Origin of the sequence: Paractinoplanes tereljensis, from assembly GCF_016862435.1 — a bacterium.
GTDB classification, from domain to species: Bacteria; Actinomycetota; Actinomycetes; order Mycobacteriales; family Micromonosporaceae; genus Actinoplanes; species Actinoplanes tereljensis.
In genome coordinates this window covers 128,112-141,379 of record NZ_BOMY01000030.1, presented here as the reverse complement: position 1 = coordinate 141,379, position 13,268 = coordinate 128,112, and the positions used below count along the sequence as shown (strand labels likewise).

The following is a 13,268-nucleotide window of genomic DNA, read 5'->3' as shown; positions in this document are numbered from 1 at the left end:
ACAGGCCGAGCGTCATCCACAGCCCGCACGCCACCCACAGCCCGCACGCCACCCACAGGCCGCACGTCATCCACAGCCCGCGCGTCATCCACAGGCCGCACGCCACCCACAGCCCGCACGCCACCCACAGGCCGAGCGTCACCCACAGGCCGTGCGCCACCCGCAGGCCGTGCGCTACCCGCGCGCCACAGGCCATCCGCGCGCGACAAACCCGCTACGACGGTGGCGGTGGCGGTTGCTTTGCCGGCGCCTATTGATCTTCCGGGAGCGAGACGACGGCCCATTCCCGCGTTCCGGTCTCCCATCCCACCTGCCGGGCGTCCGTCCCACATGCGGGGTGCAGCTTCCACCTGTTGGCCACGCCGCCCACTATCTGGATTCATGCCTCGGCCCAACCGCCAGATTGCGGTCATATCGACCCGCTCCGGCGCCTCGAGGCCCAGATCTTGGAGAGTTCCGGCTACCCGCTTGCCGGAACTCTCCAAGATCTGCGCATTTCGCGGCGCCACCGCCGACAAGCCCCGCAGCGGCGCCACCGAAGCGCCACAGCCGGAACCGCGCGCGAACGCGCGTCCAGACCCGCGATCTTGGCCAGTTCGGGTTAGCCCCGAACCGGAACTCTCCAAGATCTGCGCATTTCGCAGCGTCGCCGCCGACAAGCCCCGCAGCGGCGCCACCGAAGCGCCGCAGCCGGAGCCGCGCGCGAAGGTGCCTCCAGTACCGCGATCTTGGCGACTTCCGGTCAGCTCCGAACCGGAACTCTCCAAGATCTGGGCATTTCGCGGCGCCGCCGCCGGCAAGCCCCACGGCGGCGGCACCGGAGTGCCGCAGCCGGAGCCGCACGCGAAGGCGCGTCCAGAACCGCGATCTTGGCCAGTTCGGGTTAGCTCCGAACCGGAACTCTCCAAGATCGGCAAAGGCCGCGACGACGCACCCAGCGCGGCGCACGACAACGCGTCAGCCACCCCACTCGGCCGCGCCGCCAGCGCACCGCTTGGCAACGCCGCGAGCGGCGCCGCAGCTGGCAGCGCCACGGGCGGCAGCGCCACGGGCGGCAGCGCCACGGGCGGCAGCGCCACGGGGGGTGGGTGGAGGAGGGTGGTCATCCGCCGGCCGCCTGTAGGACTCCGCAGGCTCCGCAGGCGGCGCAACCCGCCTTCTGGTCGGTGCCCAGCATTCCGGCGGCCTGCAGGAGGGTGGCTACCCGGGCGCTTATCTCGCGGACCAGGGTCGGGGACGGGGCTGTCGCGCCGTCGGCGCGGGCCAGGGTGCCGGCCATCGGGCGGAACGGGACTACGAACGGGTAGACGCCCCGGGCTATCAGCTTTGCCGCGCCCAGAACCAGCTCGTCCGGGTCCTCGCCCAGGCCTATCAAGAGGTATGTGGAGACCTGGTTGCGGCCGAAGACCTCTACCGCCCGGTCCCAGGCCGCCTCGTACTCGGCTATCGGCACGGCGCCCTTGCCGGGCATCCAGCGCAGGCGGACGTCGTCGTCCAGGGATTCCACGTGGATGCCGATCGACTCGGCGCCGGCGATCTTCAGGGCGTCGATCACCGCCAGGTCGCCCGGTGGCTCGATCTGCACCTGGATGGGCAGGCCGGGGACCGCCGCCAGGACCTCGCGGACGCAGCGGACCAGGTTGCGGGCACCGCGATCGGGGCCCGCTGTGGTGCCGGTGGTCATCACCATCTGCTTGATGCCGTCCAGGCGGACGGCGGCCGCAGCCACCTCGGCCAGCTGGGCGGGGGTCTTCGCGGCTACCGTGGCGCCGGAGCGCAGCGACTCCTCGATGGTGCAGAAGCGGCAGCGCTGGTCCTCGGCGTAGCGGATGCAGGTCTGCACCACCGTGGTGGCCAGCACGTCCCGGCCGTGCAGGCGGGCGATCTGCTCGTAGGGAACGCCGTCCGCGGTCGACAGGTCGTAAAACTTCGGGCGCCGGACCACCTCTAGGGACAGGCCGGTGTTCACCTCGCCCAGCCACACCCGGCCGTCGCGCACGTCGTAGGGGCTGGCCGGGTTCAGCGGGAACGCCGCATTGCGGCCGTCGACCACCACGTGGCCGTCGTCGCTGGGGCCGGCCCCGGCCGGGCGGCGCACGGGAGTGGGTACCCGTACGCCGCGCACGGCCAGGTCGGCGTGGACATCAAGGGATTGCTTCAGGCTTTTCATGGGCGGCGGGTGGGGTGGCGGACGTATCAGAACATGTAGGTCGAGTTGATGATCGCGCCCTTACGCGCGTAGTGGATCAGCGCGTCCTGCACGTCCAGCGGGTGGGTGGGAATGACGCCCTCGATCAGGTCCTCCTCGCGGGCGCCGTGCAGGCTGAGGCCGAAGCGGCAGCAGTAGACCTTGCCGCCCTCGGCGATGAACGTCTTCAGCGAGTTGTTCAGGTTGTGCTCGCCGGGGAAGGCCGACGTGCCGGTGGTCGGGAAGCCCCGGGTGGCCAGGCAGTTCAGCGAGCCGGGGCCGTAGAAGTAGATCGCCGACTCGAAGCCCTTGCGCAGCGCCCGGGTGGCCTGCAGGACCGCGACGAAGCTGACCGAGGACTCGTGCGCGATGCCGTGCACGAGGGTGAAGTAGCTCTGCCCCTCCTCGGCCTTGTAGTCGGGGAAGACCTTGGTGCCGCCGTAGATGGACGAGCCGTCCGGCAGCGCCGGGTGCGGGATCTCGTTGAGGCTCTGCTGCTCGAGTTCGTTCAGGTCGGTCATCGTGTTCCTCCGTAGAGCGTCTCGAAATTCGTCTGGAAGACGGCCGTGGACAGTTCCTCCCCGTCGGCCGCTGCGCGCAGCCGGGCCAGCTCACCCGCGTGGTCACCCCACGGTTCGTCGCTGGCGAACAGCACCCGGTCGTGGCCGAGGCCACGCCGGTCGATCTCGGTGACGAGCCAGCGGGGTGCGAACCCGATGGCCCAGGACAGGTCGGTGTAGACCTGCTTGCCGGCCGCGATCCAGTCGAAGAACCGCGAGCCGATCAGCTTGATGTGTCCGCTCATCCCGCCGCCGAAGTGCACGAGGTGGATGCGCACGTCGTCGCCGAACCGGTCGACGAGCTGGCCGACCTGGTCGATGTCACTGCCGGCGCCGGGCGAGGTGTGCACGTGGACGGTGAGGTCGTGTTCCCGGGCGGCCGCGAAGATCGTGTCGAGCCCGGGGTCATCGACACCACCGCCGAGCAGGAAGCTCAGCTTGAGAGCCCGCACCCCCGGCTCGCCGGCCAGCTTCAACGCCGCTGCCGTGCGCGCCGAGTCACTGGAGCGAGAAGAAACCCACAGCCCGGCCCGAATCCGGTCATCCCGCTGCGCGGCCTCGACGACGAGCTCGTTGAAACCGAACGCGACATCCGGGTCCGGCACCCCGTAGTTGGGGATCACCAGGGCCCGGTCGGTTCCCTCCCGGTCAAGATCGGCAATCAGCTCGGCGATGGTCGCGCGGGCGGTCACGTCCGGGTTCACCGGTGGTCCGCCATAGAAGGGGTACGCCGGGAGAACCCCCAAATGCCGGTGCGCGTCGAACAGAGTCATGCCGCCACCCACCACTCCACCTGCGGATACGTCTCGGTCGGGGTGCCGGCGAGCCAGCTGACCTCGTCGGTGAACCGCTGCCGCCGCGCGTCGAAGATGCGCGAACAGAGGTACGCGGCGTCCTGCGCCACCCCCGCGAACCGGCCCGACCCCCACGTCCACTGCCAGGGCAGCCCGAGGAAGTACAGGCCGGGACAGCCGGTGACGCCCCGCTCGTGGGTCGGGTAGCCGCGCCCGTCGAAGATCGGCACCTCGATCCACCGGTGATCGCGGTGGAATCCGGTCGCCCACACGACCGCGGAGACTCCGGAAGCGGCCAGGTCGAGCACGCTTGCCGAAGAATCCGGTCGCCAGACGGGGACGTAGCGGGCCTCTGCCGGCGCTGCGATCCCCGCGCTGTCGATGTACCGATCGATCGCGTCCTTGATGCCCTCGGCGACGGCATCCGCGTTGTCCAGACTCGGTCCGAGGTCGTCGGCGAATTCCAGCGTCGAAAGGGAAACGCCGCGCAGATGCCCGTACAGCTTCATGCCGTCCCGGGCGAAGGCCCGCAGGTCGATGTCGCGCCCGCCGTCCCGCCCGGTCATGTAGTGGTTGGCCCGCACCCGCACCTCGTCGGCGTCGCCGAACTCGTCGATGCCCCGCGCGTAGTGACCCATCTCGTCCAGCCAGGCCAGCGTGTCGCGCCCCCGGTAGCGGCGGGCAGCTCGGGGCGCGCTGCCCACCGCGAGGTGCACCTCGCGACCGGCCAGGTGCAGGTCCTCGGCGATCTGACACCCGGACTGCCCGGTCCCGACCACCAGCACGGCGCCCTCCGGAAGCTCGGCGGCGTTGCGGTACTGCGCGGAGTGGATCTGGACCAGGTCGGACGGCAGCCGTTCGGCGATCCGCGGCACGGCCGGCACGTGATACGGCCCGGTCGCGACCACCACCTGGTCAGCGCTGACGAAACCGGCCGAGGTCGACAATTCGAAGACCCCTTGCGGCGTACGCCGTAGCCGGGTCACCTCCACGCCCTCGAGCAGCGGCGGGTCGAAACTGGCCGCGTACTTCTCCAGGAAGCCGACCACCTCGGCACCGAGCATGAAGCCGTCCGGGTCGTCGCCGCTGTAGGCGTACCCCGGCAGCCGGCATTGCCAGTTCGGGGTGACCAGGCAGAACGAGTCCCAGCGACGGGTGCGCCACTCGTGCCCGACCCGTTCCCGCTCGAGCACCACGTGGTCGACGCCGCGCTGCCGCAAATACCAGCTCATCGACAGCCCGGCCTGCCCACCGCCGATCACGACAACGCTGTAGTGGCTGTTCACGGCGTGATCCCTTCGACGGTGACGTCGCCATCCTCGAAACCCGCCGCGCTGGAGTTGATGGCCGCGATGGAGGCCGCCGCCCGGCTGCACGGAAACCCGTAGGCCGCCTGCACACGGTCACTGGCGACCGTCAGGGCGGCCCGGCTGCGAGCCACGAAATCGGCCACCGGAAGGGTCTGTCCGGTGTGGAAGTAATCCTCGATCACCGTCGAGGGCGAATAGATCTTCTGCGTCTGACCATCGGGCCACCGCACCGACACGTACCGTTCCGGCATGGCTCTCACCTGGCCGTTCTCGTCGCTGGTGAGAGCCAGTCAAGGCAGCGCGCGTTTCCCCGTTGTTTCATCCGGAACAACCAGGCGTTAGATGGTCCTCACGACGGGCGTCCGTTTCGGACGGGTTACCGGCGCGTTGTTGTGCTGTTCAGAGGGTGACCACCAACGGGGCAGCGCGTAGACGATCATCGATATAGCGTTTCTCCCGGACCTCGATCGAGGTCCGCCAACGGGGAGGACTGCTATGTCACTCAAGGTTCGAGCGGGGGTGCGGAAGGCCATGGCCGCCGCACTTCTGATGATCGCCGTGGTCGCGGGTTTCGCCGCGCCGGCCCGGGCGGACGACCCGCCGCCGTACGGCGCCCTCTACACCGACGCCTACTACTTCGGCTCCATCAACGCGGCCCGGCCCGGCACCATCCTGCTCTCCGAGAGCTGCGCCGCCGGCTGCTACAACTACCAGCGCTGGCACTCGCTCGGCGCCGGGAAGAGCCCGTCCGGTCACTCGATCCTCAAGCTCCAGAGCTACCTGAACAACCAGTGCGTCAGCAGCCATGCCTCGACCGCCGGCGGGACCGCGTACTCGGCCGCCTGCAGCACTCACTACGAGAACTGGGAGGTGTTCCCGGTCTCGCACAACGGCGGAACCTTCTACGTGTTCAAGAGCTGGGGCGCCTGGGTCAACCAGGGACTGCACCTCTGCCTGCAGGCCAACGGCAACCCGGCCTACGTGCGCATGGAGCCGTGCGACGCCACCAACAACCGGCAGCGCTGGGGCTGAGCCCGGGGTAGCAAATGACGGCGGCGCGGGTTCGCCCGCGCCGCCTTCTTTTGGTTTATAGGGTGACCCCGCACGCAGGCCGTTCTCCCCGGGAGGGCCCCAGGGTGACCAGGCAATCAGGCGGGCAAATGTTTATTGATCTTCGCATTTCCGCCGAGAGCCGCCTCCGCATCCTCGCGGTAGGTCCGCTGGCCGCGGAAAACAATCAAACTGCCGATAACCAAAGGCAACAGCACGACGGTGTACGCCCACCGCAGCGAACCCGTGGCGTCGGAGGCGAGGCCGATCAGCCATGGTCCGAGCGCGCCGCCGAGGGTGACCAGGAGTTGGAGTACAGCGAAGCCTAGGCCGCGCCGGTGGGCGGCGACCACGTCGGCGTTGGCGGCGGTGAGGTTGGCGATGGCGGCGGCGAAGCCGACGTTGGCGAGGGTGAAGCAGATCGCCTGCGGGGCCAGGACCGGCACGCTTACCGCGCCGGCCAGGAAGACCGTGCCGAACAGCAGCGACCAGCCGCCGATCGCGACCCGGTGCTGGTGGCGGCGGTCGCCGAGCCAGCTGCCGGCCAGGATGCCGGCGACGATGCCGACCAGGCCGGCGCCGCCGCCGACGGCCGCCGCGGAGGCTTCCTCGAGGCCGAATTCGCGGGCGTAGAACGACGGCATCCAGAAGAACAGGCCGCCGAGCCCGAAGAACAGGATGCTCAGGCCGGTGATCACCGAGCGCAGGGTGCGGATCTGCAGCAGGGTGATCAGCTGGGTCCGCATCGGTACGTTCTGTTCCGGCGGTTTTTGGGCCGTCGCGGCCGCGTCGTTGTACCAGCGGGAGAGGCCGTCGCCGAGGCCGCGCACCGGTTCCCGGACGGTCAGCACGAGCAGCGCGATGATCAGGCCGGGGACCGCGACCAGGAAGAAGCCGGTGCGCCAGCCGACGGTCTGTGCCAGCGCGCCGCCGGCGATGACCCCGATCGGCAGGCCGGCGAAGTAGGCCATCCGCTCGTAGCCGTAGGCGCGGGCCCGGCCCGGGCCGGGATAGAGGTCACCGAGCAGGCTTGACGACGGCGGGTTGTAGAGCTGGCCGGCCGCGCCGAGCAGCACCCGCACCGCGAACAGCGTCGCGTAGCTGCCGGCCAGGCCGGTGCCGACGGTGAGCAGCGCCCAGACCGCGACGACCGCCGCGATGGTCCAGGTGCGTTTGCCGGTGTCGGCGAGTTTGCCGGCCGGCAGCAGGAGCACGATCGCGGCGAGCGCGCCGGCGGTGGCGATCGCGCCGCCCGCGCTGTCGCTGAACCCGAACTCCTCCTGGATCGTCGGCAGGGCGCCGGCCAGCAGGTTGTACTCCACCCGGTCGATGGCGGCGACCAGCGCCACGCAGATCGCCGGCCACCAGCCGAACGGCGCGCCGGCCCCGCGCCGGACGGCCACCGGCGGGCGCCCCGGATAGGCCGTGACCTGCCTGGAGTCCTCCGTGATGGTCATGCGGCACTCTAGCTTTCGGAAACGACGTTTCGCTAGAGGACACAGCGCAGGTCTTGAATCCTATTGATCCAGTGGGTTATGTTCGGCATGCCTATTCATCGATGACCGTGGAGGTCTGTGCCGTGGCTGACAACCTGACCAGACGGGGCATGATCGCCGGAATCGCCGGGCTCGCGTCGGGGGCGGCACTGGCCGCCGAGCCAGCCTTCGCGGGCACCGCCGAGGAGCGGAAGTTCGCCGCGATCCCGCAGCTGGGCTCGTCGAAGCGGCCGAACATCCTGGTCATCCTGGGCGACGACCTAGGCTGGGCCGACCTGAGCAGTTACGGCTCCACCCACATCGCCACCCCGCACCTGGACGGCTTGGCCAAGGGCGGCATCCGGTTCACCGACGGGTACTCGGCCGCCGCGGTCTGCTCCCCCACCCGGATCGCCCTCTACACCGGCCGCTACCCCGGTCGCCTGCCCGGCGGGCTGCCCGAGCCGATCAGCGCGCACACCGACCAGAACGGCATCCCGCCCGAGCACCCCACGCTCGCCTCGCTGCTCAAGGGGGTCGGTTACGACACCGCCATGTTCGGCAAGTGGCACTGCGGCTTCCTGCCCTGGTTCAGCCCGCTGCGCTCGGGCTGGGACGAGTTCTTCGGCAACTTCTCCGGCGCGGTCGACTATTACTCCAAGGTGGACAACAGCGGCACGCTCGACCTGTACGAGGGTGAGGTGCCGGCCGAGTCGATCGAGTACTACACCGACACGATCGGCGACCGCGCCGCGGAATATGTTCGCCGTTCGCACGCCGTACCGTGGCTGCTGAATTTGAATTTCACCAGCCCGCACTGGCCGTGGGAAGCGCCCGGCGACCGGGCGACAAGCGCCGAGCTGACCGCGCGGGCCAAGGCCGGCGACACCGCGGCGCTGTTCCACTTCGACGGCGGCTCGCTCGACATCTACCGCAAGATGGTCGAGAACATGGACCACAACGTGGGCAAGGTGCTGGCCGCGCTGCGCGAGACCGGCCAGGAACGCGACACCATCGTGCTGTTCTCCAGCGACAACGGCGGCGAGCGGTTCTCCTACTACTGGCCGCTGAGCGGCGGCAAGGGCAACCTGAACGAGGGCGGCATCCGGGTGCCGAACATCCTGCGCTGGCCGGCCCGGCTGCGCGCGCGTCAGGTGAGCCACGAGCCGATCGTCACCCAGGACTGGACGGCCACCCTGCTGGAACTGGCCGGCGCCCGGCCCGACCCGGCCTATCCGGGCGACGGCCGCAGTTTCGCCGGTTACCTGCTGCGCGGCGAGAAGGCCCCGGACCGCGACCTGTTCTGGCGCACTGTGGATGCACGGGCGTTGCGCCATGGCGACTGGAAGTATCTGCGCGCGACCACCGACGCGGACGACGCACTGTTCAACATCCGGGTCGACCCGCGCGAGCAGGCCGACCTGTCGGCCAAGAACCCGGCCACGCTGGCCTCGTTGCAGGCGAAGTGGGATGCCATAAACGCCACGCTGATCCCCTATTCCTAGATTTTCAGGACCGCGCGAAGCGCGGTCTTAGTTGAAGGGTGCGCGGTTTACGCCGAAGTAGGCGTGGATCTGGGACGCGCGGGCCTCGGTGCGGGCCACGATCAGGGCGACGGTGGTGAGCACCGTCGCCGATGCGATCAGGCCCCACACGGTCTTGTGCCAGGGGTCGCCGGCGGCCAGCGCGCCGCACAGGAAGATGGCGACCCCGCCGCAGCCGGTGACCAGCCGCAGCTCGCGCAGCCAGGTGTGGAACAGGTCGTGTGCCTCGCGGGCCCCGCCGAAGTGCGACAGCGGCGACCACTTCGCGGTGATCCACAACCCGGCCATGGTGAACAGCCAGAACGCCGCCAGCCAGACGCACCAGGCGGTCACGTTGCCGAGGAAGAACGCGGGCGGGATCTCCAGGCCGGCCACCGCGAACGGCAGGAAGCAGTCGACGAAGCTGGGCGCCCACCGGATCAGCACGCTCAGGGTCAGGTAGAAGTAGAAGACCGAGACGAACACCAGCAACAGGGTGAAGCTCTGCGCGCTGACCAGGGCGGTCGGCTTGGGAAACGTGTTCTGGGCCAGCAGCGCCAGGGCGACACCCTGAATGATGCTGATGATGGTGATGAATCCGTTCGGCGATACCTCGAGCGAACGGCGGATCAGCACGTCGCGGGTGAGGGCCTGGATGGCCTCGCCGCGTGCCGGTTGCTCACCGTGCTCGTACCACACGGGGTTATTTGATGACTCTTCGTAGGCCCGGCGGGTCGTGAAGGCGTGGTTCAGGTAGGTCCGCTGTTCGGGTAGTCGTCGGTGTTTGGCGCGCGCGAAGTCATGTGATTCTGCTGCCACGCCCCACATCATGGCGCACTCGTCAATACCTGCTCCACATCGGAAGATCAATTAACGATGCCTCATCTCCCGGACATTATTGCTGGTCAGCTGGCCTTCGATAATCGTGAAATTGATCGAACCATAATTGTCAAGTGAGCGTGTGCGACGATTTGCCGGGGCGCCTGGCGGGGGCCCGGGAAAATGCAGCTCATCGGCCCTATTGCTGATTACCGTCCGCTACCACCATTTTCGAGCAGTTCCGCGCCGATTACTGAGAGCTATGTGCGGCAAAAGCAAAAAAGACCAAAGGACCACGTAGGATCCGGCTATGACGTCTTCCCTCATCGAACTGCGTCATCTGCTGCACGCGCACGCCGAGGTGGGCCTGGACCTGCCGGAGACGCAGGCGATCCTGCTGGACGCGCTGGCCGGGCTCGGCCTCGACATCCGCCTCGGGGCCGGGCTCAGCTCGGTCACCGCGGTGCTGCGCGGTGGCCGGCCCGGGCCGGTGGTGCTGCTGCGGGCCGACATGGACGCGCTGCCGCTGGTCGAGGAGACCGGGCTGCCGTTCGCCGCCGACCGACCGGCGATGCACGCCTGCGGGCACGACATGCACATGGCCGGGCTGGTCGGTGCGGCCCGGCTGCTCGCCGAAGGCCGCGACGAGTTGCCGGGCAGCATCGTGTTCATGTTCCAGCCGGGTGAGGAGGGCGCCGGCGGCGCTCGCATCATGCTCGACGAGGGCGTGCTCGACGCCGCCGGGGAACGGCCGGTGGCGGCCTACGCGCTGCACGTCGACAGCAAGCTCGCGGCCGGTGTCCGGCGCACCCGGCCGGAGTCCATCATGGCCAGCAGCAACCTGCTCAACCTGCGGGTCCACGGCGCCGGCGGGCACGCGGCGCTGCCGCACACCGGCATCGACCCGGTGCCGGTGGCGGCCGAGATCGTGCTGGCCATCCAGTCGTTCGTGACCCGGCGGGTGCCGGCCCACGACCCGGCGATCGTCTCGGTCACCCGGCTGCAGACCAACTCGCAGGCCCGCAACGTGATGCCGTCCACGGTGGAGATCGACGTCAACGTGCGCACGCTGTCCCGGGAGACCCTCGTCCTGGTGCGCGACGACCTGACCACCCTGCTCGCGGCCATCGGCGCCGCGCACGGCTGCACGGTCGAGTCCGAGTTCATCGAGGCCTACCCGGTGACCTACAACGACCCGGCCGAGACCGAGGCGGTGATCGCCCTGCTCGGGGCCGACCGGCTGCCCGCCTCCGGGATGGCCTCCGAGGACTTCGCGTACGTGCTCGACCAGGTGCCCGGCACGCTGCTGTTCGTCGGCGCCTGCCCGCCCGGCGTCGACCCGGCCACCGGACCGGCCATGCATTCGGCCGCGGTCTCCTTCGACGACACCGTGCTCGACCAGATGGCCTCGATTTTCCGGGATCTGGCCGTGCACCGGCTGAAACGGGGCACCGTACATTGAGGACGGTCGCCTAGCCTGAGGGCATGGATCACGACGTCATCGTCGTCGGCGCCGGGCCGGTCGGTCTCCTTCTCGCCTGCGAGCTGCGGCTGGCCGGGGTCGGGGTCGCGGTGCTGGAGCAGCGGGCCGAGCGCGGCCCGCACACCAAGGCCATGGCCGTGCACGCCCGCACGGTCGAGCAGCTGGCCATGCGCGGTCTGGCCGAGCCGCTGCTGACCGCCGGGGTGCGGTTGCCGAGCTGGCAGTTCGGCTTCCTGGGCACCCGCATCGACTTCACCGCGATCGACTCGCCGTACCCGTTCGTGCTCACCTTCCCGCAGAACCGCACCGAGGCGCTGCTGGAGGAAAAAGCGATCGAGCTGGGTGCCACGGTCACCCGAGGCGTGGAGGTAACGGCCGTTTCACAGGACGACGCGGGCGTACGCGTCAACGACCTCACCGCCGCCTGGGTGGTCGGTGCGGACGGCGCCAACAGTGCCGTTCGCAAGGCCGCCGACATCGGCTTCCACGGCATCGAGGCGCGCTTCTACTCCTACCTCGGCGATGTGCAGGCCGACGATCCGCCGCCGCCCGGCTTCGACGTGGTCAACGAGCACGGCGCGATGATGGTCGCCCCGATGCCCGGCGGCGTCTACCGGATCGCCGGCTACGACCCCGACCACCAGGAACACGACGGCCGCCGGGAGATCACCCTGGACGAGCTGAACGACATCTGCCGGCGCATCGCGGGCCGCGAGTTCGGCATCCACGACCCGAAGTGGCTGTCCCGCTTCGGCAACACCACCAAGGTCGCCGAACGCTACCGCGCGGGCCGGGTGCTGCTGGCCGGCGACGCCGCGCACATGCACTTCCCGGCCGGCGGCAACGGCCTCAACCTGGGCCTGCAGGACGCCCTCAACCTGGGCTGGAAACTCGCGGCGGTCGTCCAGGGCCGCGCCCCGGACGAGTTGCTGGACTCCTACGACACCGAGCGCCGCCCGTGGGGTGACGACGTGGCCCGGCACACGATGGCGCAGACCGCCCTGATCACCGCGACCACTCCCGAGGGGCTGGCCCTGCGCGAGCTGCTCGGCGACCTGATCGGCGAGTTCCCCGACGTGTCGCTGCGGCTGGCCCGCCGGCTGTCCGCGATCGACGTCGCCTACCCACCGGCCGACCCGGCCGCGCACCCGCTGACCGGCACCCGGGTGCCCGAGGCCGACCTGCACGACGCGAAACCGCTGCTGCTCTCGCCGCGCCCGCTGCCGCACGCCTCGATCACCGCGACCCGGCTGGGCGTGCGGGTCGCCACCGGCCCGACCACGATGATCGTCCGCCCGGACGGCTACGTCTGGTGGGCCACCGACGACGACGATCCGGACGGCGTCGCGGTGACCGCACTCGACGGGCTGGGAGTCAGTTTCTGAGGCTGGCGAGCCGCTGCTCGAAACCGGCGAGCAGGACGGCCAGCCCCGCCTCGAAGCTGTCCCGGGCCCCCGGCGGCGACTCGGCCAGCACCCGGTTCAGCAGCGGATATTCGCGGCCGGCCGGGCCGAGGGGAGCCGGGGCGGCGAGGGCCGAGCCGAGCACGTACGACTCGACCGTGATGATCACGTGCATCACCTCGGCGTCCGGCCAGCCGGCCCGCAGCAGGCAACCGACCGCCGCCTCGTACTGCCGCAGCAGCGCGTCGGCCCGCACCGGCGTACTGGCCAGCATCCGGATCGTGTTGGGGTGGGCCGCGAACGCGGCCAGGTAGGACCGCGCCCACGCGGTCAGGGCCTCGTCCCACGGGTCGAGCGCGAACCCGCCGTGGTCGATGCCGGCGACGACCAGGTGCCGCACGCCCTCGACGATGGCGTCCCGGCTCGGCACGTGCGTGTAGAGCGACGGCGCGCGGACGCCGAGGTGCCCGGCCAGCTGCGCGAGGCTGAAGGTGCCCTCCCGGTCGATCAGCTCCAGTGCCGCGCGGTAAATCGCTCGCTCGTCGAGGGTTTTGCGCATCCCGTGCCTTCCTCCCGGCCCGTGTCTACCCGAGATCTTGACGGGGCGCGTCCACTCCGTCACCCTAACGAACTTAGGAATGTTCCTAACAACGTTAGTTAGCG

The 13,268-nt window shown here is 69.8% G+C and carries 13 protein-coding genes; 4 read left to right on the top strand and 9 right to left on the bottom strand.

Translation table 11 applies throughout. The annotated features are described in order from the left end of the window. From Ate02nite_RS21590 to Ate02nite_RS21565, 6 genes are all read right to left on the bottom strand, one after another. On the bottom strand, positions 1–196 hold a 196-nt coding region (locus Ate02nite_RS21590; protein ID WP_203808321.1), incomplete at its 3' end, for a hypothetical protein. A 906-nt stretch (positions 197–1,102) separates the two neighbouring features. Continuing rightward, positions 1,103–2,170 carry an MSMEG_0568 family radical SAM protein gene (locus tag Ate02nite_RS21585; RefSeq protein WP_203808319.1) on the bottom strand — a complete coding sequence of 356 codons (1,068 nt, stop codon included), beginning with the start codon at positions 2,168–2,170 and terminating at the stop codon, positions 1,103–1,105. Between the two features lie 26 nt (positions 2,171–2,196). Beyond that, a complete protein-coding gene (locus Ate02nite_RS21580) occupies positions 2,197–2,709 on the bottom strand; it encodes an MSMEG_0572/Sll0783 family nitrogen starvation response protein (RefSeq protein WP_203808317.1) in 513 nt (170 codons plus the stop codon). Beyond that, positions 2,706–3,521, bottom strand: coding sequence for an amidohydrolase family protein (locus Ate02nite_RS21575; protein ID WP_239147572.1), 816 nt, complete (start codon positions 3,519–3,521; stop codon positions 2,706–2,708). The genes Ate02nite_RS21580 and Ate02nite_RS21575 overlap by 4 nt, the downstream gene beginning before the upstream one ends. Next, on the bottom strand, positions 3,518–4,828 hold the full coding sequence (locus Ate02nite_RS21570) for an MSMEG_0569 family flavin-dependent oxidoreductase (protein ID WP_203808315.1): 1,311 nt from the start codon (positions 4,826–4,828) through the stop codon (positions 3,518–3,520). The genes Ate02nite_RS21575 and Ate02nite_RS21570 overlap by 4 nt, the downstream gene beginning before the upstream one ends. Continuing rightward, positions 4,825–5,103 carry an MSMEG_0570 family nitrogen starvation response protein gene (locus Ate02nite_RS21565; protein ID WP_203808313.1) on the bottom strand — a complete coding sequence of 93 codons (279 nt, stop codon included), beginning with the start codon at positions 5,101–5,103 and terminating at the stop codon, positions 4,825–4,827. Before Ate02nite_RS21565 ends, Ate02nite_RS21570 begins: the two co-directional genes overlap by 4 nt. Positions 5,104–5,347: 244 nt before the next feature. On the opposite strand from Ate02nite_RS21565, the gene Ate02nite_RS21560 reads away from it, so the two are divergent. Beyond that, positions 5,348–5,884, top strand: a complete 537-nt coding sequence (locus Ate02nite_RS21560; RefSeq protein WP_203808311.1) for a ricin-type beta-trefoil lectin domain protein — start codon at positions 5,348–5,350, stop codon at positions 5,882–5,884. 116 nt (positions 5,885–6,000) lie between these two features. Here Ate02nite_RS21560 and Ate02nite_RS21555 read toward each other — a convergent pair whose 3' ends face one another. Further along, the gene (locus tag Ate02nite_RS21555; protein WP_203808309.1) at positions 6,001–7,359 is read right to left on the bottom strand and encodes an MFS transporter; all 1,359 of its coding nucleotides are present in this window, start codon (positions 7,357–7,359) and stop codon (positions 6,001–6,003) included. A gap of 122 nt (positions 7,360–7,481) precedes the next feature. Here Ate02nite_RS21555 and Ate02nite_RS21550 point away from each other — a divergent pair, with 122 nt between their 5' ends. After that, complete coding sequence (locus Ate02nite_RS21550; protein ID WP_239147571.1) at positions 7,482–8,882, top strand: sulfatase-like hydrolase/transferase; 1,401 nt, start codon at positions 7,482–7,484, stop codon at positions 8,880–8,882. A 27-nt stretch (positions 8,883–8,909) separates the two neighbouring features. Here Ate02nite_RS21550 and Ate02nite_RS21545 read toward each other — a convergent pair whose 3' ends face one another. Beyond that, a complete protein-coding gene (locus Ate02nite_RS21545) occupies positions 8,910–9,599 on the bottom strand; it encodes a hypothetical protein (RefSeq protein WP_203808306.1) in 690 nt (229 codons plus the stop codon). A gap of 430 nt (positions 9,600–10,029) precedes the next feature. On the opposite strand from Ate02nite_RS21545, the gene Ate02nite_RS21540 reads away from it, so the two are divergent. Further along, complete coding sequence (locus tag Ate02nite_RS21540; protein WP_203808305.1) at positions 10,030–11,181, top strand: M20 metallopeptidase family protein; 1,152 nt, start codon at positions 10,030–10,032, stop codon at positions 11,179–11,181. 23 nt (positions 11,182–11,204) lie between these two features. Next, positions 11,205–12,587, top strand: a complete 1,383-nt coding sequence (locus Ate02nite_RS21535; protein ID WP_203808303.1) for an FAD-dependent monooxygenase — start codon at positions 11,205–11,207, stop codon at positions 12,585–12,587. Here Ate02nite_RS21535 and Ate02nite_RS21530 read toward each other — a convergent pair. Then, positions 12,577–13,164: a TetR/AcrR family transcriptional regulator C-terminal domain-containing protein gene (locus Ate02nite_RS21530; RefSeq protein ID WP_203808301.1), complete on the bottom strand. Its 588-nt coding sequence runs from the start codon at positions 13,162–13,164 to the stop codon at positions 12,577–12,579. The two genes, Ate02nite_RS21535 and Ate02nite_RS21530, sit on opposite strands and share 11 nt — an antisense overlap. Positions 13,165–13,268 lie beyond the last annotated feature (104 nt).

Coding starts and splice junctions, on each gene's coding strand:
- Ate02nite_RS21585 (WP_203808319.1), bottom strand. CDS start 2,170: ATGAAAAGCCTGAAGCAATCCCTTGATGTCCACGCCGACCTGGCCGTG.
- Ate02nite_RS21540 (WP_203808305.1), top strand. CDS start 10,030: ATGACGTCTTCCCTCATCGAACTGCGTCATCTGCTGCACGCGCACGCC.
- Ate02nite_RS21575 (WP_239147572.1), bottom strand. CDS start 3,521: ATGACTCTGTTCGACGCGCACCGGCATTTGGGGGTTCTCCCGGCGTAC.
- Ate02nite_RS21555 (WP_203808309.1), bottom strand. CDS start 7,359: ATGACCATCACGGAGGACTCCAGGCAGGTCACGGCCTATCCGGGGCGC.
- Ate02nite_RS21535 (WP_203808303.1), top strand. CDS start 11,205: ATGGATCACGACGTCATCGTCGTCGGCGCCGGGCCGGTCGGTCTCCTT.
- Ate02nite_RS21560 (WP_203808311.1), top strand. CDS start 5,348: ATGTCACTCAAGGTTCGAGCGGGGGTGCGGAAGGCCATGGCCGCCGCA.
- Ate02nite_RS21580 (WP_203808317.1), bottom strand. CDS start 2,709: ATGACCGACCTGAACGAACTCGAGCAGCAGAGCCTCAACGAGATCCCG.
- Ate02nite_RS21565 (WP_203808313.1), bottom strand. CDS start 5,103: ATGCCGGAACGGTACGTGTCGGTGCGGTGGCCCGATGGTCAGACGCAG.
- Ate02nite_RS21530 (WP_203808301.1), bottom strand. CDS start 13,164: ATGCGCAAAACCCTCGACGAGCGAGCGATTTACCGCGCGGCACTGGAG.